17 protein-coding genes are annotated in these 26,060 nt (G+C 46.2%); 16 read left to right on the forward strand and 1 reads right to left on the reverse strand.

Features of this window, described 5'->3' with window-relative positions; all coding sequences use genetic code 11:
- Window positions 1-35 precede the first annotated feature (35 nt).
- The 15 genes from BEL04_RS16155 (at window position 36) to BEL04_RS16225 (ending at window position 24,129) form a co-directional block, all read left to right on the forward strand.
- Complete coding sequence (locus BEL04_RS16155; RefSeq protein ID WP_139113073.1) at window positions 36-2,435, forward strand: glycoside hydrolase family 3 C-terminal domain-containing protein; 2,400 nt, start codon at window positions 36-38, stop codon at window positions 2,433-2,435.
- A 35-nt stretch (window positions 2,436-2,470) separates the two neighbouring features.
- Window positions 2,471-4,018: an alpha-L-fucosidase gene (locus BEL04_RS16160; RefSeq protein WP_066005823.1), complete on the forward strand. Its 1,548-nt coding sequence runs from the start codon at window positions 2,471-2,473 to the stop codon at window positions 4,016-4,018.
- 304 nt (window positions 4,019-4,322) lie between these two features.
- Window positions 4,323-7,526: a TonB-dependent receptor gene (locus tag BEL04_RS16165; RefSeq protein ID WP_083227958.1), complete on the forward strand. Its 3,204-nt coding sequence runs from the start codon at window positions 4,323-4,325 to the stop codon at window positions 7,524-7,526.
- A 23-nt stretch (window positions 7,527-7,549) separates the two neighbouring features.
- On the forward strand, window positions 7,550-9,535 hold the full coding sequence (locus tag BEL04_RS16170; protein ID WP_066005825.1) for a RagB/SusD family nutrient uptake outer membrane protein: 1,986 nt from the start codon (window positions 7,550-7,552) through the stop codon (window positions 9,533-9,535).
- 41 nt (window positions 9,536-9,576) lie between these two features.
- A complete protein-coding gene (locus BEL04_RS16175) occupies window positions 9,577-10,587 on the forward strand; it encodes a DUF5017 domain-containing protein (protein WP_066005826.1) in 1,011 nt (336 codons plus the stop codon).
- Between the two features lie 61 nt (window positions 10,588-10,648).
- Complete coding sequence (locus BEL04_RS16180; RefSeq protein WP_066005827.1) at window positions 10,649-12,613, forward strand: heparinase II/III family protein; 1,965 nt, start codon at window positions 10,649-10,651, stop codon at window positions 12,611-12,613.
- Complete coding sequence (locus BEL04_RS16185) at window positions 12,614-13,489, forward strand: hypothetical protein (RefSeq protein WP_066005828.1); 876 nt, start codon at window positions 12,614-12,616, stop codon at window positions 13,487-13,489.
- 52 nt (window positions 13,490-13,541) lie between these two features.
- The gene (locus BEL04_RS16190; RefSeq protein WP_066005829.1) at window positions 13,542-14,780 is read left to right on the forward strand and encodes a hypothetical protein; all 1,239 of its coding nucleotides are present in this window, start codon (window positions 13,542-13,544) and stop codon (window positions 14,778-14,780) included.
- Window positions 14,781-14,814: 34 nt separating this feature from the next.
- Window positions 14,815-15,942 carry a glycoside hydrolase family 105 protein gene (locus BEL04_RS16195; protein ID WP_066005830.1) on the forward strand — a complete coding sequence of 376 codons (1,128 nt, stop codon included), beginning with the start codon at window positions 14,815-14,817 and terminating at the stop codon, window positions 15,940-15,942.
- 16 nt (window positions 15,943-15,958) lie between these two features.
- A complete protein-coding gene (locus BEL04_RS16200; RefSeq protein WP_066005831.1) occupies window positions 15,959-17,578 on the forward strand; it encodes a beta-N-acetylhexosaminidase in 1,620 nt (539 codons plus the stop codon).
- 2 nt (window positions 17,579-17,580) lie between these two features.
- Complete coding sequence (nagB, locus tag BEL04_RS16205) at window positions 17,581-19,500, forward strand: glucosamine-6-phosphate deaminase (protein ID WP_066005832.1); 1,920 nt, start codon at window positions 17,581-17,583, stop codon at window positions 19,498-19,500.
- 17 nt (window positions 19,501-19,517) lie between these two features.
- A complete protein-coding gene (locus BEL04_RS16210; RefSeq protein ID WP_066005833.1) occupies window positions 19,518-20,807 on the forward strand; it encodes a sugar MFS transporter in 1,290 nt (429 codons plus the stop codon).
- 23 nt (window positions 20,808-20,830) lie between these two features.
- Complete coding sequence (locus tag BEL04_RS16215; protein WP_066005834.1) at window positions 20,831-21,982, forward strand: phosphotransferase enzyme family protein; 1,152 nt, start codon at window positions 20,831-20,833, stop codon at window positions 21,980-21,982.
- Window positions 21,982-23,463, forward strand: coding sequence for a sulfatase (locus tag BEL04_RS16220; RefSeq protein WP_066005835.1), 1,482 nt, complete (start codon window positions 21,982-21,984; stop codon window positions 23,461-23,463). The genes BEL04_RS16215 and BEL04_RS16220 overlap by 1 nt, the downstream gene beginning before the upstream one ends.
- Window positions 23,464-23,478: 15 nt before the next feature.
- Window positions 23,479-24,129 (forward strand): carbohydrate-binding family 9-like protein, encoded by a 651-nt coding sequence (locus BEL04_RS16225; RefSeq protein ID WP_066005836.1) that lies wholly within the window; start codon window positions 23,479-23,481, stop codon window positions 24,127-24,129.
- A gap of 65 nt (window positions 24,130-24,194) precedes the next feature.
- On the opposite strand, the gene BEL04_RS16230 is transcribed toward BEL04_RS16225, so the two are convergent.
- A complete protein-coding gene (locus BEL04_RS16230) occupies window positions 24,195-24,797 on the reverse strand; it encodes a hypothetical protein (RefSeq protein WP_066005837.1) in 603 nt (200 codons plus the stop codon).
- A gap of 365 nt (window positions 24,798-25,162) precedes the next feature.
- Here BEL04_RS16230 and BEL04_RS16235 point away from each other — a divergent pair, with 365 nt between their 5' ends.
- The gene (locus BEL04_RS16235; protein WP_139113074.1) at window positions 25,163-25,978 is read left to right on the forward strand and encodes a hypothetical protein; all 816 of its coding nucleotides are present in this window, start codon (window positions 25,163-25,165) and stop codon (window positions 25,976-25,978) included.
- The last annotated feature ends 82 nt before the right edge of the window (window positions 25,979-26,060 follow it).

Below are 26,060 nucleotides of genomic sequence, written 5' to 3' on the forward strand. Positions count from 1 at the left end.
ATTACAGCTTAAACCTCAAAATACTTTAGTAAAAAATGGAATTGACTATTCGTTCGAAAGGTATGTTATTCAGCATGGCTACCTTGTTATTTCTTCTTACCTGCCTGTCGTTCAAAACGGATCCGCCTATCTACAAAAAAGGATGGATAGATCTGAACAAAAACGGCAAAAAGGATATTTACGAAGACAGCACACAACCCATCGAGGCCCGCATCAATGATCTGCTCAGCCAGATGACCCTGGAAGAAAAAACATGCCAGCTGGCTACTTTATATGGTTATAAACGAATATTAAAAGACAGCCTGCCTACGCCCAACTGGAAAAACGAGATCTGGAAAGATGGTATTGCCAATATTGATGAGCATTTAAACGGTTTTGTTAACTGGGATGTGATATCTAACTCGCCCCTGGTGACCGATACGCGCAAGCATATCTGGGCGATGAACGAAACTCAGCGCTTTTTTATTGAGCAAACCCGCCTGGGCATCCCTGCCGATTTTACGAATGAAGGCATCCGCGGCGTCGAGGCTTATCAGTCGACAGGTTTCCCGACAGAACTAAACATGGGCATGACCTGGGATAAAGCCCTTGTGCACCAGGAAGGTTTGATCACCGGGCAAGAAGCCAGGGCGTTGGGCTATACCAACGTTTATGCGCCCATTTTGGATGTAGCCCGCGATCAGCGCTGGGGCAGGCTCGAAGAAGTTTACGGCGAAGACCCGTACCTCGTAGCCCGCCTGGGCGTTGAAATGGCAAAAGGGATGCAGCAAAATAACCAGATAGCGGCTACCGCCAAACATTTCGCGGTATACAGCGCCAATAAAGGCGCCCGAGAGGGCCTTGCCCGTACCGACCCACAGGTTGCCCCGCGCGAGGTGGAGAACATATTGTTATACCCGTTTAAAAAGGTGATACAGGAAGCGGGTATTATGGGCGTAATGAGCTCGTACAACGATTACGACGGCATACCCATTTCGGGCAGCGATTATTGGCTGATACAACGCCTGCGTATAGAATTTGGCTTTAAAGGCTATGTGGTAAGCGATAGCGACGCGTTGGAGTACCTGTACAACAAACACCATGTTGCGGCAAATTTGAAAGATGCGGTGTTGCAGGCTTTCATGGCCGGCATGAACGTGCGCACAACTTTCAGATCGCCGGATAGCATTATTATTTACGCCCGGCAATTGGTTAAAGAAGGTAAATTACCCATCGATACCATTAACAGCCGCGTACGCGATGTGCTGCGGGTTAAGTTTAAGATAGGTTTATTTGATCACCCTTATGTTGAAGATACCGAAAACAGTGTGAAGACTGTTAACAGCGCTGCACACCAGGCTGTGGCTTTACAAGCATCGAAAGAGAGCATTGTATTGCTGAAAAACAAAAACAATATCTTGCCCCTGTCAAAACTGCAAACGGTGGCCGTAATTGGCCCTAACGCTACCGACGATAAGTACGCCCATACGCACTACGGCCCCTTAGGTTCAAAAAGTATCAATGTATTGCAGGGTATTCAAACTAAAATAGGCGCGCAACGAGTATTATATTCATTAGGCTGTAACCTGGTTGATAAGCACTGGCCCGAAAGCGAAATATTGCCACAAGAACCAGATAACGCCGAACAGGCTATGATAGACAGTGCCGCAGCTACAGCAAAACGTGCAGATATGGCCGTAGTAGTGCTGGGAGGCAACACGCAAACCGCCGGCGAAAATAAAAGCCGCACCAGCCTTGATCTGCCGGGCTACCAGTTAAACCTGATTAAGGCCATCAAGGCTACAGGCAAACCGGTTGTTGTGGTGTTGATAGGCTCGCAACCCATGACCATTAACTGGATAGACAAAAATATCGACGGGATAATCTACACCGGTTACCCGGGAATGCAGGGCGGTACGGCTGTAGCCGATGTTTTATTCGGCGATTATAACCCAGGCGGCAAACTAACCCTCACATTCCCAAAATCGGTAGGCCAGTTACCATTTAATTTCCCAACAAAACCCAACTCAGAAACCGATGAAGGCGAACTGGCGAAAATAAAAGGTTTACTGTACCCGTTTGGATTTGGCTTAAGTTATACCACATTTGCTTACAGCGATCTGAAGATAAGCCCCGAAGTTCAAGATATCGACCATAACGTTACCATAACTTTTAAGGTGACCAATACCGGTAAAATAGCGGGCGACGAAGTTGTTCAGCTGTATTTTCGCGATGTACAGAGCTCTGTAACTACCTACGAAAAAAACCTGCGCGGCTTTGATCGCGTAAGCTTAAACCCCGGCGAAACCAAAACGGTATCGTTTACCCTGGTGCCCGATGATCTGAAATTGTACAACCGCCGGATGCAGCATGTTGTTGAGCCGGGTGAGTTTAAGGTAATGGTCGGTTCATCTTCAGAGGATATTAAACTGACCGGTAAATTTGAAATGAGATAAATAATAAAAGACAGCTACAACAGTATAATGATATAATGAAAAAGGTAAAGAGCAGTTTTACAAGGTTCGGTTTGATGTTTTTATCCGGTCTTTTGATAGTGCAAGGCGTTAAAGCGCAAAAGGCATTATCTGCAAAAGAAGAGGCCGACCGTGTAAAGATGGAGCACGAGCAGATCGGTATAAACGACAATCAAAAATCAACCTATAAACATACCGAAAACCCGGGTGCGCAGTGGTTTCCGCAGGCAGGTTTTGGCTTGTTTGTGCATTGGAGCATCGCATCGATAAAAGAGGTCGACCTATCGTGGCCAATGATGGCGGGCACACAGATCGGCTGGAAAAGGCCCCTGCCCGATTCGGCTATGGTGGCCAAATTTTTAAAAGATGGCGATTATTTCGCAGGTCATCATTGCGAACTGGATAACTCATGCTTAACACCTAACCAGTACTGGGAACAGGCAAGGGATTTTAACCCGCAAAATTACGATCCGGATAAGTGGCTGAAAGCAGCTAAAGCGGCAGGCATGACTTACGCTGTACTCACCTGCCGTCACCACGACGGCTTTGCCATGTGGCCAAGTAAATATGGAAACTTCAGTACCAAAAATTATATGGGCGGCCGCGACCTGGTAAAGGATTTTGTTACCGCCTGCCGCAAATACGGCATAAAAGTGTGTCTGTACTATTCGGGGCCCGATTGGTACTTTAACCAGAATTACCAAAGCTTTATGTACTACGGCGTGGGCAAAAACTATCCCAACGTGCCCGAACTGGATGTAAACCTCCATCCCCGTGCAACCAAACACACCGATGCCGAAAAGCAGGCACATTACGAAGAGGTGGCGAAATACATCAAAGGGCAGGTAACCGAGCTGCTTAGCAATTATGGCAAAATAGATTATATCTGGTTTGATGGTTCGCCGGATATCCCTAAAGGGAACGTCGCCTGGAAGGATTGTATTACGATGGAGCAGATCCATCAGTTGCAGCCCGGTATTATAGTTAGTCCACGCTTTTTTGGCTATGGCGATTATAAAACATTCGAAGGGGATAAAAGTGTACCAACCACCAAGCAGGATGGCTGGGCCGAACTTTGCATGACGGCCGCCAACCCAGGATGGGGATATACCAAGGCTCCGTTAAAAACCAGCGCCTACATGATAGATAAACTGGTAAACTGTCGGGCGTTGAACACTAATCTGTTATTGAACTTCGGCCCTACTAAGGATGGCATATTTACAACAGAAGAATATCAAAAATTCGACGAGATCGCAAGCTGGATGAAAGTGAACAGCCGGTCTGTTCAGGCAACCGAGGCCATCAGCCAAACCGAATCATCTTCGGTACCGGCAACCGCGAAGGACAATTACCGCTACCTTTTTCTGTCGCCCGCAGCAAATGCAAAAAACACAAACTTTAAAGATGAGACGTTAACATTCAAAACAAGCGGCACTCCTAAAAATATTAAAATGCTATCGGCCGGCACTAAACTGGACTATACGGTAAACGATGGCGTTATCACGATCAATGTTCCGGGCAATTTACGCAGCCAATCAGTTGATGTTGTGACGATTGAATTGTAACTACAGAAAACCAAACCGGATTTGAAAAGAAAATAGTTAAATAAAAAGGTAGAAACGGCCAAAACGGCGAATAAATGGTATTCGACTGCATTTTACCCCTAATTAGACCAATATTTCACCCCGGTAAAATCGCAAATAATTTCACATTAGCCTTACACTAATTTAACTATTTAAAGTATGAAAAAAGATTTACCCGGAATCCGAAAGTACAGTAAGCGTCTAAAAACATTTTTGTCTGCACCAACCAAATCAGCCAGGCACTGTAGAACTACTCATTGATCATCCCCAACCAAAAACCATCGTAATGAAACTAAAAATGTTACACACTAACTATAATAAGTATCTTCAGATGTTCCGGCATCCGAAGCTGCTGTATATCTCTTTAATCCTGATCTTATTCTCTTTTACCGCATTTAGCCAGGTAAAAAGCATCAAAATTACCGGTGTAGTTACCGATACGCACAAACAGCCGCTGGTGGGTGTTACCGTTAAAATAAAATTTGGACAAGCAGGCACAAGCACCGATATCAATGGTAAGTATGCCATCACCGTTCCCGATAATTCGGCAATATTGGTATTTGGTTACGTTGGCTTTGTACCACAGGAACAAGCGGTAAAAGGCCAAAGCGTAATCAATATTACACTCGTTGAAAAATCAACCGGGTTGAACGAAGTTGTGGTAGTAGCCTACGGCACATCCAAGAAAAAGGATCTGACAGGCTCAGTTGGCCAGGCTAACCTGACCGATATGACCAAGGCTCCTGTTATTTCTATCGACCAGGCGCTTGCGGGTCGCGTAGCAGGCGTACAGGTCAGTTCGTCCGACGGTCAACCCGGTTCAGCTGTAAACATTGTGATCCGCGGGGCGAACTCTATCACGCAGGACAACTCACCGTTATATGTGGTGGATGGTTTCCCTATAGAGGGCTTTAACCTCAATACTTTTAACCCGCAGGATATCGAGTCGATCGACGTATTGAAAGATGCCTCATCAACTGCCCTTTACGGCGCGCGCGGCGCAAACGGTGTGATCATCATCACCACCAAAAAGGGAAAGATCGGCAGCCCGGTAACTACATTTACCACCACCCAGAGTTTCAGCAAAAATGTTAAAACCATGCAGCTGATGGACTCGTACGAGTTTTTAAAATATCAGTTAGAACTTACGCCCGGTTTGGGAACGGCTTTAGCCCCAACACCTACTTATACCTATTTAACTACTCCCGGCAAAACACTGGATGATTATAAAAACTATCCCACAACCGACTGGCAATCGCCGTTCTTTAAAACCGGCAGCTTACGCAATTATTCGCTGGCTGTACGGGGCGGCAGCAATCAAACATTGTATTCCATATCAGGGTCAATCGATAACCTTGACGGGACTATCCTCGCAACCAACTATGCCCGTTACCAGGGCCGGATAACCCTCGATCAAACCATCAACAGTAAACTAAAAGTTGGCGTTAACGCCAATTACGCCTACCTGTCGCAGGCAGGTAATGCAGTAGCTTCATCAACCAACAGCGGTACAACCAACATACTGTATAGTGTTTGGGGATATAACCCGCTTTCATCGCTTACACTTACCGATCCTATCGATGCCACTACAGCTACTGCGAACGATTATAAGTTTAACCCGATACTAAACCAGGAAAACCTGGTGCGGAACGTTAAAACAAACAATTTAAATGTTAACACCTATCTAACCTATAATATCATTCCAGATCTGACCCTGAAAGTGACAGGAGTGTTGAATAACAGCACTGTTAACAACGAAAACTTTAATAATTCGAACACCATTTATGGCAGCCCGTTAACTAATGGCGGCCAGGCCAATGGCGTAAACGGATCGGTGTCAACATCAAAAGTAAACAACTGGGCCAACGAAAATACCTTGACCTATAACCATGTATTTAACAGCGTACATAACTTTAACGTGCTGGTTGGTTTTACCGAACAAGGCAATACCTCGAGTACTTATGGCTTTGGCGCTAATTTTTTACCTAACGAATCATTGGGTATCAGTGGTCTGGACGAGGGCGTGTTAAACCCGTCGGCTACAAAGGCTGTTAGCTCGTTGTGGAATGCCGCTTCGTTTTTAAGCAGGGTTACTTATAACTACAACTCAACCTACTACGCAACGGTTTCTTACCGGGCAGATGGCTCTTCCAAATTCAGCGAGCAAAACCATTGGAGCTATTTTCCTTCGGCAGCTTTGGCGTGGCGCTTTACCCAGCTTGATGCCTTGAAAAAAGCCAAGTGGCTTTCCGACGGTAAATTGCGGGTAAGCTATGGCAAAACGGGTAATAACAGGGTGAGCGATTTCCCGTACCTGTCAAGTTCGTCCGTATCATCGGCCAGCAGCTACGCGTTCAACAATACTTATGTTTCCAGCATTGTTCCGTTAACCATCGCCAACCCCGATCTGAAATGGGAAACTACCGACCAGTACGATGGCGGTTTTGATATCGCTTTTTTAAACAGCCGGATCAACCTAACGGCCGATGTGTATCGTAAAATAACCAAAAACTTATTGTTGAACGCCACTCTGCCTACCTCAACCGGCTATACTTCAGCCTTCGAAAATATCGGTAGCGTACAAAACCAGGGCATCGAGCTTACTTTAAACACGGTTAATATTGATGCTAAGGATTTTAAATGGTCAAGCAGCTTCAACATCTCATTCAACCAAAACAAAGTGCTGGCACTGGCCAACAACCAGGAATCGTTAACTACCGGTTTGGCCTGGGATAACGGCTGGACCTCAATTCCGGGTTATATCGCCAAAATAGGCCAGCCCCTGGGGCAGATGTATGGCTATATCGGCGACGGTGTGTACCAGTACAGCGATTTTAACAAAACCTCTACCGGCACCTATGTTTTAAAAGATAATGTGCCTACCAACGGCAATGCCCGTACCAGCATACAGCCCGGTGATATCAAGTATAAAGACCTTAACGGCGATGGCGTTGTAAACTCGTCCGACTATACTGTTATCGGCCGTTCACAACCTATCCATACCGGCGGTTTCAGCAACAACTTTACTTACAAAGGCTTTGATCTCAACGTTTTCTTCCAATGGTCGTACGGTAATAATATCCAGGATGCCAACCAACTGGTTTTTAGCGGCAACGGCCTCAATAAAACCAACCTGGAGCAATTTACAAGCTATATCGACAGGTGGACACCTACCAACCAGGGTTCGGCCAATTACCGTGCAGGTGGATTTTTTGGCGGCGGGTATTCGTCAAACACCGTACAGGATGGTTCTTACCTGCGTTTAAAAACAGTTTCGCTTGGTTATAACGTTCCGCAGGACTTATTAAAACGCGTCAAAGTATCATCGCTCAGGGTCTTTGCTTCCGGGCAGAATTTATGGACCTGGACCAAATACACCGGCCTTGACCCCGAAGTAAGCACTTATAACTCGGTACTAACTGGTGGCTTTGATTACAGCGCTTATCCGAGGGCCCGCACTATAGCATTTGGTATTAACCTTACTTTATAACCCTAATTATAAAAAAGATAGATATGAAAAAAGCATTATACATAACCATCGCTATACTTAGTTTCAGCATGGTTTCCTGTAAAAAGTTTTTAGATACTACCCCCACCGATTCGTTGGTACAAACCGATTATTACAACACCCAGGCAAAACTGATGGAAGCCTTGGCAGGCGTTTATCAACCACTGGCTTCGGCCGGGATATACGGCGATAACATGTTCGATGAACTGGGCGCCGCTACCGACGAGGGCTTTTATGCGCGGTCGGCACAAACCACAGGTACCATGGTTTACAACTTTAACTATGGCGATGCCAACCTCAATAACTTCTGGTCGCAATTGTATATAGGCATCGAGAGGGCTAATATCCTCATCCAGAATATCAACATCGCCCCTATGGATGCCACCCAAAGACAGGTGATATTAGGTGAGGCTTTGTTTTTAAGAGGTTATTATTACTTTTTGCTGGTAAGCAACTTTGGCGATGTACCGTTAAAAACAACCCCTACAGCTTCAGTTACCGATGTTAATCTGCCCCGCACGCCGGCTAAGCAGGTGTACGCGCAGATACTGGCCGATATGACCGCTGCCGAAGGCAAAGTAAGCGCTATCACAACTTTAGGTTTTGGCGGGCGTGTATCAACCACAACCGTTGAGGGCATATTGGCACGTGTTTGCCTGCAAATGGCAGGTGCGCCTATTAACGATGTATCAAAATATGCCGATGCTTTGGCCTGGGCCAAAAAAGTACAGGCATCGGGCCTTCACAGCCTTAACCCAAGCTACAAACAAATTTTCATCAACCTTACCCAGGATATCTATGATATTAAGGAAAGCATGTGGGAAGTGGAAAATAAAGGCACCGGTGCCGACGGTATGGGCAATGTTAACCGCCTGGGTAATACCAACGGGATAGCTTACTCATTAAATAATAACCTTCCGGGATATAGTTATGGCTTCATCAACACAACAGCCAAATTATTTAACCTGTACCCCGCCGGGGATATCCGCCGGGATTGGGCTATAGCTCCGTATTCCTACAATACGGCAACTACACCTGTTTCTAACAGTTATTTTACTGCCGCGCAGGTGTACAACCGCAATGCAGGCAAATTCCGCAGAGAGTATGAGCTATCCGCTGTTCCTAGTAAAAACATCACCCCGATCAATTTCCCTATCCTGCGTTATGCTGATGTTTTACTGATGCTGGCCGAAGCCGAGAACCAGGTGAACGGGCCAACCGCGACAGCTTACGATGCCATTAATCAGGTGAGGAGGCGCGGTTTTGGCCTTAACCCCAATACACCGGTTGTTTCAGTTTCGGTTGTTAGCGCGTTAACTTTATCCACTACCGGCAATACAGGCTATCTCACTACAGTTCCCAATATCCCGATCACATTTACCGGTGGCGGCGGCACAGGTGCAACAGGCGTTGCTACAGTAGCGTCTACGGGCAAAATAACTTCGATCGCCATTCTTAACCCTGGCAACGGTTATACCAGCGCGCCGACTGTAAATATCGGTACAGCATGGGCAACTGCTACTGCGTATACCGCGGGCCAGCAGGTTTACAACGGCAATAACTTATACACCGTTACAACAGCGGGCACCTCAACAGCTACCGGCCCAACGCAAACATCGGGCGCATCTGCAGCGGCAACTACCGGGGCTGTGTTTACCTATGCAGGAGCACGGGCTACGGCTACGGCAACTGTTGCCACCACTGCTGTGGATCTGACAGGTTTGAATGCGACCACGTTCCAACAAGCTATACAGGATGAAAGGGCAAGGGAGCTATGCTATGAGTCGCTCAGGAAACCCGACCTGATCCGCTGGGGCATCTGGGTTAGCACCATGAATAATCTGGCCGCGGATATGAAAGCCAATGCCGGTACCACGTTTGCATACAGCGCCCTGGCCGGATCAAATATCACCAACAGGAATTTGCTGTTCCCGATACCTGCTTCCGAAATATCGGTTAATAGCTTGGCTACACAAAACCCGGGTTGGTAATTCATTCATACATCAAAAAGATACTCAAATCAAAAAATATTATGCGAACCAGATATTTAGTTATAGCAGCATTATTACTGGCCTGTGTAGCCTGTAATAAGGATATCGCTGTAAAGCCGGTAACCTTTGATGTTACCAGCGCCAAAAACAACGGTACGGCATCTACAACCTTTTCGACTAAAGACACCGTACAGTTTAACTTTACCGGTAACCCGGATATGATCACCTTTTTCTCAGGCGAACCGGGAAAAAACTATGATTACAGAAACCGTGTTAGTGCAACAGGTACACCGCAACTGCAGTTCAGCACCATATTGGCAAACGGGACGCAATCCGGCTCTTTGTCGTTACTTGTTTCGTCGGATTTTAAAGGGGTAGCAACCAATACCATTTACGGCGTGCTGACCCGCGATACCGCAACCACTAACGCTAACATAGCCGCAGCCACATGGTCGGATATCACCAGCCGCGCCACGCTTTCTACCGGTGGAACCACGGCTGTAGCTTCGGGTATCATTGACCTGTCGGATTTTTTAAAGCAGGGTAAACCGGTCTACATTGCGTTTAAATACACGGCCACAGCAGGCACCATCCAAAATAAATGGACCATTAGCGCTCTGTCCGTAAACAATGTACTGGCCGATGGTACCAGCTATACCATCGCTAACTTAAATGCGCCAACAACCTCATTTACCAATTATGGTAATATTACCTACGGGCCGGGCTGGGCAGTATCGTACGATCCGGCTAAGAATGCCAATAAGTACGCCTGGGTTTACACCGATAAAACATCGCTCGTAATAACCGGGGCTACTACTGCGGCGCTGGCCACCGGACCTGCCGAAGCCTGGGCCATTATGGGGCCGATCGACCTGACAAAGGTAACGCCGGATATGGGCGTCGCCATCAAGGCAATCTCGGCAACGCTATCATCCTATCCGTATAACTATACTACAGCCGGTACTTATAACGCCGTGTTTTCTGCGTCGAACAATACCAATAGCGCAACAAGTTCGGTGGTAAAGAAAGTAACCTTAACCATTAACCCATAAAGATCAACAGGCGGGTAATGGTTTACATCTCATTACCCACCATCATAAATACTCATCTACCATGTTGTTAACCCGATATAGTTTTTATCTGGCAGTGGCTTTATTGCCTGTTATCAAACAGTCGCAGCTTGTTAAAAACGGGCATGCGCAGGCAATAGTCAAGCTATCAGACAGTGTTGATGCCAGCAAGCCTGTTTCGTTACTTCAACCTCTTGATATGCAGCGCGTGGCTGAAGTATCGGCTATGCTGCCTCAAAACCCGCATGGCTTTGGCGACACCTATCACAACCGCCGGGTATGGGACAAGCTGCGCAGCGATCCTAAATATTTAAAAGCGATTAAAACGGCCGAAGGCTATCTGAACAAGCCCTTCCCCGCCTGGAACGACGAGCTATACCTGTTATATTTTACCAAAGGAACAAGGCCCGAGGGCGAAAAAATGATCGGCGCCAGGCAGGCTTGGTTAGCCCCATTGGTTTGGGCCGAATGCCTGGAGAACAAAGGCCGTTTTGTACCTACCATCCAGATGGTTTTGAATGAGCTGATCCATCAACGGTCATGGTCGCTGCCGGCTCATGATAAATACAAGCAAAACATTGAGGGCCGAAATTATACCGTCGACCTGGGCTCGGCCGGGATGGCCCACAACATTGCGCAGGCTGTTTATTCGTTGGATGACAAGCTATCGCCCGAACTGCGTGCTGAAGTTTTGAGCCAGATGCGCAAACACGTGTTCGACCCGGTTTTACGATCGGTAGCCACAGGCAATAAGGATAGTTATTGGCTGACTGTGACCAATAACTGGAATGCTGTATGCCTCGATGGCGTTACCGGGGCAGCGTTGGCTATCATACCGGATAAGCAGGAACGGGCCGAATTTGTAACCATTGCCGAAAGGTATGCCAAAAACAGTATTGCGGGCTTTACCGATGAGGGTTACTGTACAGAAGGCTTAGGTTATTATGCTTACGGATTTAGCCGCTACATATCGTTGCGCGAAAACATATTACAGGCAACAAACGGCGCTATCGACCTGTTTGCCGATCCTAAAGTAAAGCGTATTGCAACTTATGTACCTAACCTCGAAATTATCAACGACGTTTACCCCAATATTGCCGATTGCCATCTGGGCGTTAAAGCACCGGCCAATATCTTATGGTATTGCAACCGCACTTTGGGTTTAGGGCTAAAAAAGTATGATAACCTCTCTTTTTCGGGCGGGACGGGTAACCTAACCGAGGATGTGATGCACGCTTTTCCTAATTCGGCATCCGCCAGTAAAATAAGCGGCAATGTTTCTGATTTAGCTCCGGGCATCCGTTCGTACTTTAAGCAAGCCGGGGTATTGATAGAACGTTCAACTCAAGGTTCAAAAGCCATTTTGGGCGCGGCGCTACAGGGCGGCAATAATAACGAAAGCCATAACCATAACGATGTCGGATCGTTCAGCATAGTAGTTGGTGATGAAATGTTGATGGGCGATCCGGGCGGTCCAAATTTTTATACTGCCAAATCTTTTGGCCCGGAACGGTACACCTATAAGCTGCTTGCATCTTACGGGCACCCGGTACCATTAGTTGCGGGCAAAGAACAGCATGACGGCGCCGATGCCAGGGCAGAGATCTTAAAAACCGATTTCACAGATCAACAAGATCAATTTGCGATGGATATTTCATCAGCCTACCCCGCACCGGCGTTAACCAAACTCATCCGCACATTTACTTACAACAGGGACGAACTGGGCTCACTAACAGTAAAAGACGACTTCGCCTATAAAACCAGCCAGAGCTTTGAGCTCGCGCTGATAACCCGTGCGCACTGGAAACAAATCGCACCCGATCAGATTGAGTTTGACGGGCAAAAGCAGAAGATGATCGCTACCATCAAAACAAAAAACGGTTTCACCATTAAATCAGAAGATATTGAAGAAAACGCGCCGGTATTTACCCGTATCGGCCTGGTGCTGCCTGCCTCGGAAGCCGGATCGGTGACGGTTACTTTCACCCCAATCAAATCCACCAAATAAATGAAGAGGTATTTCAAATTTTTAGCCTTTGTATTATTCGTATCGATAAGCTATAACGGCCTCGCTCAAACCGTAAAAGCAGATAAACACCCGTTTAAGATATACGCTTTTATAGTTTATGGCGGGTATATGCAAAACGGCACCGAGATAAAGGCATCGTACAAACAATTGAGCCAGTACCTGTCGGGCTACGGCATTAAAGGTTACAATCTGATCTATGAGCAAAAGATGTTGGATTATCCCGATGGCAAAAAAGAAAACGGCGTGCCCAATATCAACCGTATCGATTCGCTTGGCCGCGAAGCCTTAGAACTTGCCAATACCCCTGTTTCGTTAGATCTGGAAGGCTGGAAAAGATTCGACACCATCAAGACTCCCCAAAGGATGTTGGAGGTGATCGCTGAGTTTAAAAGAGTTAACAAACAATCGCCGCTGGGCCTGTATGCAACCGTGCCCCAAAACACTTATGCTTATGCAGAAAACATAAATCGTTATGATCAGTGGAATAAGGCATATGCATCAGTAGCGGCGGCGGTGGATTATTTCAGCCCATCGCTGTACAATTATGATGGGCACGATACCGTAGGCTGGAATAAATCGGCTGTGTACAACATGGCGGCCTGCAAAAGGTATGGCTTCCCCGGCAAACCCATCGTCCCATACCTCACACCCGAGGTAACGCAAAAAGGCGGGCCGACCACCATGTTAACATACGAGGAGATGATGAACCACTTACAAACCATTTACAGGTTAGGTGCAAGCGGCTGCCTGGTATGGACAAGCAGCGGCACGCGCGATGCAAACGGCAACAAAATATATATCGATATAAACAGCGGATGGTTAAAGGCGGTGCGGGATTTTATGGCAGCACATTAATACAGTTTGATAATAAATTTTAACTATTAATAAACCAATAAAAAATCCAATTATGAAAAAGAAAAACTACCTTTTTGCACTATTAACAATGGGCGTAGCATTATTTGCCGCATCCTGTAAAAAACAGGAGGTTACCTCAAGTCAGCAGGTTGCTGCCACCACTGTGGCTACTCCAGGACTACAAACATTTACCGTAGCCAACCATACTATCGACAGCGGCATGACCCTGAGCCAGATAAATGCCGTAATTGCGGGTGCAAGTGCCGGCCAAACGGTTTTAGTACACTCGGGTACCTATAATATTACCGGAAAAATCGTCATGAAAGCCGGAGTTTCATTAGCTAAGCTATCATCTACCAACCCCATTTTTGATGCATCTGCCTTAAGTTCTCAATTAAACCTGGCTTACTCAACCGATGTAAGTAACTGTACCTTTTCGGGCATCACCTTCTGGAACATTAAATTCACGGTAACCAGCTCTGTAAAAACAGCATTTAAATACTGCATTTTTGATTACGGTAAACGTAAGGCAAACACCAATAAAACCAATAACCTGAGCGATGCCTATATCAATTTAAACAGCACCGATAGCTCGCTGGTATATAACTGCGTTTTCTGCCACCGCTCTACCGACCCGGGCAGGGGCGTATGGGTAGCCGCCGGTTGTACCAACGATATTGTACGCAAAAACACCTTCGGCAACGGTGGCTCAACAGGTTACTTTGTTTGCGCTATTAACGATAACAGCCAGAGCAACTCCATTATCGATAGCAATACCATTGCCCGTAATACCGCGTTAAATTCGATCGATTCGTTAAGCGATCATGGTTTGTACGCACATAGCTTTAATGGCCTGGTTATCTCCAACAATACCTTCACTTCGGGCTGGCAAACTAACGATAGCGGCGGCGATATCAAAGCGCGCAACGGGCAATACCTTACCATATCAAACAATACCCTTAACGATGCCGGCATATTGCTCTACGAATATGTAAATACACCAGCTTTCCCGTATCTCAAGTATGTTGTGGTATCCAATAATACCATCAACATCAGCAGCCCGGCCAGCGACATGTATCATGGCATAGGCTACTATCGTGATAATACGACCGACAGCGAGTACTCTATCAATATAACCGGCAACAGCCTGCCTAACGGGTGCATTTTCGCGACAAGCAATAACATTGTAGCAGCCAACTTTAACGCAGCGGGCGGCGGCGTTTACACTAATGACACGGCAACAGGTTATGTATTGTTAAGGAGTGGCATTACCAGTTCGGGTAACTATTAATGCCGTTCAACAGATTTAATACGACTATATTTAAATGAAGAACATCCAAAAATTATCAATAATAACATTTTTATTTTTATCGGCTTTAACGGTTAGCGCGTTTGGCGCTAACCATAAAGTCCGGCCTGCCGACAGTGTGTTTAACTTAATGAAAAAGGTGGCCGACTGGCAATGGAACGAATTAGAAACCAAAGGCTGGAAATACCCCAAAACCGACTGGACAAATGGTGTAATGTATACCGGGATGACAGCATGGGCTAAAATTGCCCATAACCCGGTTTATTTTGATAAACTGCTGGCTGTTGGTAAAAGCATAAACTGGCAGATAGGCCCAAACCGCAGCTTTGCCGATGATTATTGTATCGCACAAACGTATACGCAACTGTACGGCATCTATAAAAACCCGCTGTACATTGCCGACTTTAAAAAAATGGCCGACTCATTAGTTGCAGCTCCGCACAGCGAAGACTTGCTGTGGGTTAAGAAGATCCACCTGCGTGAGTGGGCCTGGTGCGATGCCCTGTATATGGGTCCGGCGGGTTTGGCCAACCTGAGCGCAGTAACCGGCGACAGTAAATACCTGGATGAAGCCTGTAAACTGTGGTGGAAAACCAGCGAGTATTTATATGACAAAGATGAACGCCTGTTTTTCAGGGACAGCCGTTACTTTACCCAGAAAGAAAAAAACGATAAGAAAGTATTCTGGAGCCGGGGCAATGGCTGGGTAATGGGCGGCCTGGTGAACATGCTTGCCAAAATGCCGAGAAACTATCCTGATCGCGATAAATTCATCGCCGAATTTAAAGAGATGGCCGAAAAAATAGCCATCTTGCAGCAAAGCGATGGTACCTGGCACGCCAGCTTGCTCGACCCGTCGAGTTACCCATCTAAAGAAACCAGCGGAACAGGGCTGTTTTGCTATGCTTTGGCATGGGGTGTTAATCAAAAAATATTGCCGTACAACCAATATTACCCGGTTATCAGCAAAGCCTGGGCGGCCTTAACATCGTCGGTACATGCCGATGGTAAACTGGGCTATGTGCAGCCCATAGGCGCATCGCCCGATAAGGTTACTGCCGATGATACCGAGGTGTATGGCGTTGGCGCGTTTTTACTGGCCGGTACCCAAATGTTAATTTTACAAAACAGTGCGCGTCGATAGCGGGCCAAGATATACTATGAAGAAGTTTGTTTTTATTTTGTTTGTGATGTTGAGTAACCGGATGATTGCGCAGCAATGCGCAATTATTCCATTACCCGCCCATGTTGAATTGGTTAACGGTAGTTTTAAACTCAATAATGCTACTACCATTGTTTACACCGATGCCGTTTTACAGGGCCAGGCTTATTACCTGCAGCAACAATTGCTAAAATACAATGGGCTTACGCTAAGTATACAGCCATCGGCAATTACATCTTCCATTCAACTCAGTTTAGTTAAGCCCGGCAATAATATTGACGAAGGCGCATATTCGCTCGAAATAAAACCAACCGGTGTAAAAATAAATGCGGCAACGAGTAAGGGTATTTTCTACGGAATAGCCTCTTTACTGCAAATGGCCCGTGTGGGCGAAATGAAAAACAACAGTATCAACATCAATTGCTGTACCATAACCGATCAGCCGCGTTACGCATGGCGGGGTTTGCTGCTGGATGAATCGCGGCATTTTTGGGGCAAGCAAACTGTTAAACAACTGCTGGATTGGATGGCTTTTTACAAGCTGAACAAGTTCCACTGGCATCTTACCGATGAGCCTGCCTGGAGGATGGAGATCAAGGCTTACCCGCTGTTAACCCTAACCGGCGGCATCGGCAACTATACCGATAAAACAGCACCGGCCCAATACTATACCCAGGAGGATATTAAAGAGGTCATCGCTTATGCTAAAAAGCGGTTTATCGATGTGATCCCCGAGGTTGATATGCCCGGCCATGCAACCGCGGCCAACAGGGCTTATCCCGCGTTTAGCGGTGGCGGATCAGCACAGCACCCTGAGTTTACATTTAATCCCGGCAAGGATAGCACCTATACTTATCTGACCAATATTTTGAAAGAAACCGATGCTCTTTTCCCCTCGCAAATGATACACCTTGGTGGCGATGAAGTAAGCTTTGGTAACGAAAAATGGAAAATAAACCCGGGCATCAACAAACTGATGCAAGATCAAAAATTGCCCGATCTGCTGGCCGTTGAGCACTATTTTACCAAGCGCATGGCCGATAGCTTGTTTAAACTAAACAACAAAGTTTTGCTTTGGGACGAAGCCGCTGATACCGACCTGCCTACGGATAAAACTATCATTTTTTGGTGGCGGCACGATAAGCCTGCCCAGTTTAAAAAAGCGCTGAGCAAAGGCTATTCTGTTGTAATGTGCCCACGCCTGCCTTTCTATTTCGATTTTGTACAGGATACCACCCAGCACTTCGGTCGCAGGTGGAACGGCGGCTATGTACCGCTGGACAGGTTATACAATTTTACTGTAGCGGATCAGGGCATCACTGCCGAACAGCAAAAACAAATATTAGGTGTACAAGCCGCGCTGTGGACGGAGAATATCCTCACCAAAGAAAAACTACAATACATGCTCTTCCCACGTATAGCGGCATTGGCCGAAACTGCCTGGACAGCCGACGGGCAAAAGAACCTGCCACAATTTAAAGAGCGCGTAAAACTGCAATTAAAGCTATACCAGCAGGACGGCCTGTATTTTTACGATCCTTTCCAGCCAACCCAAACACCCGAACCTTTGTCGGCTAAAGAACTATCGCTGATCAAAGACCAGATACAAAAACAATGAATATGTCACGACTAAACCTCCTCGAAGAAACACGATTCGAAAAACTGCCGGTAAAAGTATTCCCCGATCAGCTGCAAGCCTGCAAAGTGGTTGCCCGCCGCATTGCTGATGTGATCATCGCCAAACAAAAAAACAATCAAAAAGCCGTTTTAGGCTTAGCCACAGGCGTTACACCCATCAACGTTTATAAAGAGCTGATCAGGCTGCATAAGGAAGAAGGTTTGAGTTTTTACAACGTGGTAACTTTTAACCTGGATGAGTATTACCCCATGCAGGCCGATGCTATCCAGAGTTATGTGCGCTTCATGAACGAGAACCTGTTCGATCATATCGATATCGACCGCTTCAACATCCACATCCCCGACGGCACCCTTAATCGTGAACAGATAGAAGCCTTTTGCCTGGCTTACGAGAAAAAGATAAGCGCTTATAACGGTTTGGATATACAGCTTTTGGGCATAGGCCGCACCGGCCACATTGGTTTTAACGAGCCGGGCTCGGCGCCAAACTCGGGTACCCGGCTGGTTACCCTGGCCGACCTGACCCGCAGGGACGCTTCGCGCGATTTTGGCGGGAAAGAAAAAGTGCCTACCAAAGCTATTACCATGGGCATAGGCACCATATTTAAGGCCCGCGAAATTATCCTGATGGCCTGGAACGAGAAAAAGGCTTCTATCGTGAAAAAGGCCGTTGAAGGTGAATTATCTTCGGACGTACCGGCAACCTTTCTCCAATTATCAGATAATGTTGAGTTTATACTGGATGTCGATGCCGCGTCGGCATTAACCCGCTTTAACACGCCATGGCTGGTAAAAGATTGCCAGTGGACGGATGAGTTAAAGAAAAAAGCCGTGATATGGCTCGCACAAACACTCAATAAGCCTATCTTAAAACTCACCGAAGACGATTACAACAACCATGGCATGGCACAGCTGGCTACCGAACAGGGCCCGGTTTATAACATCAACATCCACATATTTAACCAGATACAGCATACCATAACCGGCTGGCCCGGAGGTAAGCCCAATGCCGACGACAGCCAGAGGCCGGAGCGTGCTGTGCCTGCAAAAAAGAGTTCGATCGTATTCTCGCCGCACCCGGATGATGATGTGATATCCATGGGCGGAACATTTATCCGCCTGGCCGACCAGGGGCACGACGTACACGTGGCTTACCAAACATCGGGCAATACAGCAGTTTGGGATGATGACGCGTTACGTTTCATCGAGTTTTCTATCGACCTTGCCAAAAGTGAAGGTCGCGACACTACCGAGCAGGAGGCCTTCTACCAGCAAACCCGCCTCTTCTTCCAGTCTAAACTGCCCAACCAGGCCGATACCAAACCGATACAAACCATTAAAGGTTTGATACGCAAAGGCGAAGCCATTGCCGGTGCACGTTTCGCCGGTTTGCCCGATAGCAATATCCATTTCCAGAACCTGCCTTTTTACGACAGGATGAAAACAGATAAAAAGGCGAACTTTGAAGACGATATCGTACAAACCATGCAGCTTTTAAATGCTGTAAAACCGCAACAGGTATTTGCCGCCGGTGATTTTGCCGATCCGCATGGCACGCACAAGGTATGTTTTGATATTATCCAACAAGCCTTAGTCCGCCTTAAACAAACCGAAACCTGGGTTAAAGATTGCTGGCTGTGGCTTTACCGCGGTGCCTGGCACGAGTTTGAGATCCACGAAATAGAAATGGCCGTTCCGCTATCGCCGCAGGAAGTGGAACGAAAACGTTTGGCTATATTTAAACATCAGTCGCAAAAGGATCTGCCCGTATTCCCGGGCGATGACGCGCGCGAGTTTTGGGTACGTGCCGAACATCGCACCAGCGAAACCGCCAAAGCCTACGATGGTTTAGGATTGGCCAATTATGAAGCAATTGAAGCATTTAAACGATACAGATTTTAATTAAAAAATAAAGCAATATGGTATCCCAAACCATCCCATCGCCCGTAGCACGTAAAACAAAGAAAGGCTTACCGCCGATACTGATCATCGGTGCCCTATTTTTTATTTTCGGATTTGTAACCTGGTTAAATTCGGTATTGATACCCTATTTAAAAATGGCTTGCCGGTTAAATAACCTCGAATCCTTACTGGTTGCCTTTGCCTTTTACATCTCGTATTTTGTGACGGCCATACCCTCAGCAAAAATTTTAAAATACACCGGCTTCAAAAAAGGGATGGCACTTGGCTTGTTCATTATGGCGGTTGGGGCGCTGATCTTCATTCCTGCAGCTACCACGCGTGTTTATTCGCTGTTCTTGCTGGGTTTGTTTATCCAGGGAACTGGTTTAGCCATTCTGCAAACGGCGGCAAACCCTTACATCACAGTTTTAGGGCCGCCCGAAAGCGCTGCTACCCGTATGAGTATTATGGGTATCTGTAACAAGGTTGCCGGTGCCATAGCACCCTTGGTTTTGGGCGCGGTAACCCTTAAAGGTGCCGATGAACTGAAAGCAAAACTGCTGATCATGAGTTTCGCTCAGCAAGAAGCTGCCTTAAACGAACTTTCGTCGCGGGTTATCCTACCTTATATCTGTATGATCGTGGTGCTGGTGTTACTGGCGGTATTGATCTATTTTGCTGCTCTGCCAGAGATCGATACCGAGCACGAGGATGAAGAGTTGGCCTTGGCCAATAGCAATAAAACCAGTGTTCTGCAGTTCCCCCACTTGCTTTTGGGTGTACTGGCCATGTTTTTATATGTGGGCGTTGAGGTAATGGCAGGTGATACCATTATCAATTATGGAGTATCGCAAGGTATTGCCCTGGCTACAGCCAAATTCTTCTCAACAATTACCTTATCGTGTATGATCATCGGTTATGTGGCAGGCATTGTTTGCGTACCGCGATATATTACACAGGATAGCGCATTAAAGGTTTCGGCTTTACTGGGCGTACTGCTTGCCTTCGGCGCTGTTTTTACACAAGGATATACTTCGGTGCTGTTTATCGCTTTAATGGGTCTGGCTAACTCGCTGATGTGGCCGGCTTTATGGCCGTTGGCTTTGGCCGGTTTAGGCCGGTTCACTAAAATAGGCTCATCGTTGCTTATTATGGGTATTGCGGGTGGTGCTATTTTGCCGCTGGCGTATGGAGCTCTTGCAGACAAATTCGACACCAGGCACGCGTATATCATCATGGTTCCGGCTTATTTGTTCATCTGGTACTACGCGGTCAAAGGACATAATGTTAAAAGCAAAAAAGCATAAAACGATACAGTCGGAGGATAGCAATGGAAAATAAAGAAGTAGCAGCCGGGGTAAAGCAAGTGATAGCCCAGTTTTTGATCGAGGGTAGTATAGGCGCTATTAAACCCTTTGGTTCGGGGCATATTAACGATACCTACAAAATAAGCAATGCTGATAAAAACGCGCCCGATTACCTTTTGCAGCGCATCAATCACCACATATTTAAAAATGTTCCGGGGTTGATTGATAACATCCTGTATGTAACCAATCACATTAAAAAAAAGTTGGCGCAGGTACCCGGCTCAGATGGCGATAAACAGGTGCTTACGCTGATCGGAACTAAAGATGGCTTGTTCTATCATCAGGACGAAAGCGGAAACTACTGGCGCATGTACCGTTTTATGAACGGTACCAAAAGTTATGATGTGGTAACCAACGAAAAACAGGCCCGCGAAGGCGGCAGGGCCTTTGGTAATTTTCAAACTATGGTTGCTGATGTGGAGGTTTCGAAACTGACGGAGATCATACCCGATTTTCACAATATCGTCTTCAGGCTAAGGCAACTTGATGAAGCAATAAAAGCAGATGCCGCTAACCGTGTGAAGGATGTGACCAGCGAGATCATATTTGTGAACGAACGCGCGCACGATATGGCCGAGATCCACCGGATGGGCCAGGCAGGTAAACTGCCGCTACGGGTAACACATAACGACACCAAATTTAATAATGTGCTGCTTGATGAGAATGATGTGGCCCAATGCGTGATCGACCTGGATACCATTATGCCGGGCTATACCGCCTTTGATTTTGGTGATGCCGTGAGAACCATCATCAATTCGGCACCCGAGGATGAGGCCGACCTGGAAAAAATTCAGCTGAACATACCGCTTTTCAGGGCCTTTGCCGAAGGTTTTTTGAGCCAGACCATCAATTATATGGGTGTTACCGAGATCCGGTCGCTGGTAAAGGGCGTACTGTTGCTGCCCTACATTATGGGCGTAAGATTTTTAACGGATTACCTTAACGGCGATGTGTATTACAAGATCAAATCTGCCGGGCATAACCTGAAGCGGGCAAGGGCGCAGTTTCAACTGGTTAAAAAGCTCGAAGAGCATTATACCGAAATATACGCCATCGTTCTGCAAACCGTGAACGAGAATAAAGAGCTGAACGAAATAGATATTAAGATCGACTGATGATGAAACTCAAATTTATTATCCTGGCATTTTTCACCATAGTCTTTGCATGCTTCATCGCGGCGTTTACCTATCCTGATCAAAAAAAAGCAATACCTCCTGTAAAAAAGGCTCCCAATCTACTACTCATTATTGTTGATCAATACCGCGGGCAGGCCCTTGGCCTGCAAGGCAAGGAGCATGTGATAACACCCAACCTTGATGCGCTTGGCCGTAATGGTTATGTGGTTTCGCAGATGGTGGCTAATTATCCAGTTTGCTCACCGTCGAGGGCGATGTTAATGTCGGGGAAATATCCATTGAAAAACCATGTTTATGGCAACGTAAACTCCGAAACGGAGCCTTATGGTGTAGAGCTGCCTAAGGAGATCGTGTGCTGGTCGGACATTTTAAAAGCCAACGGTTATAGCAATGGTTATATCGGCAAATGGCACCTGGATTCGCCCCACAAGCCCTACATCCCGACTTATAACAACGAAGGCGCGGTAGCCTGGAACGAGTGGACACCGCCCGACAGGAGGCACGGTTTTGATTATTGGTATGCCTATGGTACTTACGACAGGCATATGCACCCCATGTATTGGGATACCAAAGCCGTTCGCGATAGTTTTCATTATGTAAACGAATGGGGGCCGCAGCACGAAGCCGATAAAGCCATTGCTTATTTAACCGACACCGGCAATGCTTACCGCGATAAAAGCAAACCGTTTTCGTTGGTTGTTTCCATGAACCCGCCACACTCCGATTATAAAAATGTGCCTCAGCAATATGTTGACCTGTACAAGGATGTGCCGCTGGCGTCGCTGCTAAAAGACCCCAACATACCTGCTGCCGGTACGCCAATGGGCGATGAATACCGCAACAACATCAAATATTACTACGCCTGTATTGCCGGTGTTGATGCGCAGGTTGGTCGGATCCTGAATTACCTGAAACAAAGCAAGCTGGATGAAAACACCATTGTAGTATTTATGGCCGACCATGGCAACTGCCTGGGCAAACACGATGAGATCAGTAAAAACAACATTTACGAGGAATCGCTGCGGATACCATTCATTGTAAGCTGGAAAGGGCATATCAAACCAAAAACTGATACGGAACTGTTAATGAACATCCCGGATATCTATCCCACATTACTGGATATGATCGGATTAAAATCAAAAATACCCGCAGATATTGACGGCAGAACCCTGGCCCAATACATGATGACCGGCCAGGGAAAAGGGTACGACGAGCAATATATCCTTGGCGCTATTAACCCGCCTAATGCCAACTCGGGCTTTAGGGGTGTGCGCACGGCAAAGTATAAATTGGCCTATGTGCGAAAGAAGAATGTAGTGCAACCTTACCTGTTCGATCTGCAAAACGACCCCTTCGAGCTAAATAATATCTACGCCAGCAACGATAGTATTGTTAAAAAGATGCTGCCACCACTAAAGGCCTGGCTACAAAAAACCAATGATACTTTTGTACTACGCTGATATGGTTCCCGCGAGATGAATGAATTGAGTATTCCCTTTTTGCCATCACCTGGCACCGGGTGGACGTTTGATGAGATCGACAGGCAACTGGATGGCTTAGCTCATCATGATATCGATCATTTGTTATGGAGTACAGACGGGTACAAACCGCAGGTACATTTCAGCATAGCACATAACGGATCATCGATATTTTTGAGGTTTACTGTATTAGAAAACCATATCCGGATGGTTCACAATACCACCAACGACCCGGTATACAAAGACACCTGTGTAGAATTTTTTATCGGTATCGAAGATGCCCCCAATTACTACAACCTCGAGTTTAACTGCGCCGGCACCTGCGCTGTGGGGTATGGCAGCAATAAACATGACCGAAAAGATTTGCCCACGGATGTAATCGCGAACATTAAGTCTCAAACTAAACTGTGGCGTATAAACGGTGACTTTGCATATTGTTGGGAATTAACGTTAGTTATACCAACGGACATTTTTGTCTATCACACACCGGTTAACCTAAACGGCCTTAAATGCAGGCTCAATTTTTATAAATGTGGGGATGATCTACCACAGCCGCATTATTTAAGCTGGAGTAACATCGAATCAGCACAGCCAAACTTTCATTTGCCTGAGTTTTTTGGGGAAGCGTTGTTTTTAGAGGAGAAATGACATAAAAAAAGAGCAAGTCATTTTCCTGATCTTGCCCCTTTTATTTTTAATGATTTTATCTTCTATTAAAATGCGACTCCAAAGGCAAGTGCTCCGCCCTGAATGTAATCGTTACCGGGTGTATAGGTACCGGGAGAGATCGACCTATGCCCGTAAACATCAATCTTAAATCTGTTGATCCAGATCTGGATCCCTCCTACCACACCACCGAATACCTGGTTAAGCGTTCCCGGATGGGTAGCATTGGTTTGCCAGTAACCGGCTTCGGGGCCGGCATACAGGTAAATAGCCCGAAACATGCTGTATGTTTTTAATTCGTCGCCTTCTTTTCGTGTCTGATACGTCCAGCTTGAACCTAAATTAGCTTTAAATGTAACGGGCAATGTGTAAACATTCATATAAAAACTATTACCGTTACCGTTATCCATCGAATAATAGCTCCAGTTCAGTTTAAATTCGGCGCCAACGGTAGGCACATTGGTACCCTGTTTCCGGGCCATAAATTCTTTAAATATCGCACCCGAAAAAAGGCCGCCATTGGAGTATCCAGGGAAGCCCGTCATCCCGCCCTGAACAAATCCAAATTCTAAACCGGTGCTTTCGCCAACCTGGCAAACGCCTTGCAGGCCAATAAATAAGCATAAACTTAAAAACAAAAGCTTTTTCATGATAAGAAAGGTTAAAAGGTCAAAAAACTCTGGTAAGTGCCAGATTTATAGGTAATTGATTAGTAGATTAGCTTTGTATATGTAAATATACCAAATGTTTTTCTTTAACTTTACTATCAAAACCTAAATTATATTACAGTTCTGAAAGAACTAACACTCAACTCTTTAAGTTGACCATTCATTCCATCTGTTGTTTTCAATTATAAATGTTCTTTAAAACATTTCGGTCGCCTGTCGACAGATAGCACAAAATAAGCTGTTTAGTATATTTTGAGCGTTTATGACCTGATATCTCAGCTAAGATCGATGACCGGAATAGTGAGTTTACTGATTAAATACTATAAACCTCTATTTAAATTATGATTATGAAAACTTTATCACTCATCTTTCTGCTCATGTGCCCTTTAACCTTAATGGCACAGATCGACGTTACTGTGCAAGGCACTACCTATAAATCACCCGCTATCGGCGAGCTTAAATCGCCCGAAGCATTAAAAAGCGCCGCCGCTACGGCGCAAATGGCAGCACAAGCGTTGACCGGCGAAGCGGCCGGCTTAAATGCATCGGCCAAGGCTACCGAAACAGAAATGAATGGATTAACCGGCAAAACCAAGGACTATACCGAAAAGCTTGACAATTATAACAAAAACGCGTTAGGGCCCTATAAAGAGGACCTTAATCAGTACACCACCAACCTTAATAAATACACATCAATATTAACTACATATAACAACGATGTAGCGGCAAACAATGCCTTACCTGCAGATAAGAGGGACGCAGGAAACGTAGCGCGGCTAAATGGCCGCAAGGCCGACCTGGACGATTGGAAAGGCAAGCTGGATACCTGGAAAGGTAGCCTGGATACAAAAAAAGCAAGTGTAGATCAACAAATGCAGGCAGTGAATGCCGACAGGGAGGTACTGATACAACAATATGCAACCGTGAGAGCAAAACTAAATGATATACAGGCACGGCTTAAACTGGCCTACCAGCAATTACTCAGTTGTAAAACCTATGCCGAACAATGCAATACCGCATTAAAAACCAATTATCCGACCTATACCGGGATAGCCGCTACCGACTGGTTTGGGTCGACTGTATGGAAAGGCACCGTAGGAGACCTGGAAACCGAAATGGAAAACCTGAAGGCATTATCGGGTAAGGTTTTTGGTGGGAATTGACATAGATGTTATATACTGTAAAATGGCGCGCTCTTGCATAAATGCACGGGCGTGTTATTTGTAATTTCACTATTGCGGCCCT

This window comes from Mucilaginibacter sp. PPCGB 2223, from assembly GCF_001705515.1.
GTDB lineage: Bacteria > Bacteroidota > Bacteroidia > Sphingobacteriales > Sphingobacteriaceae > Mucilaginibacter.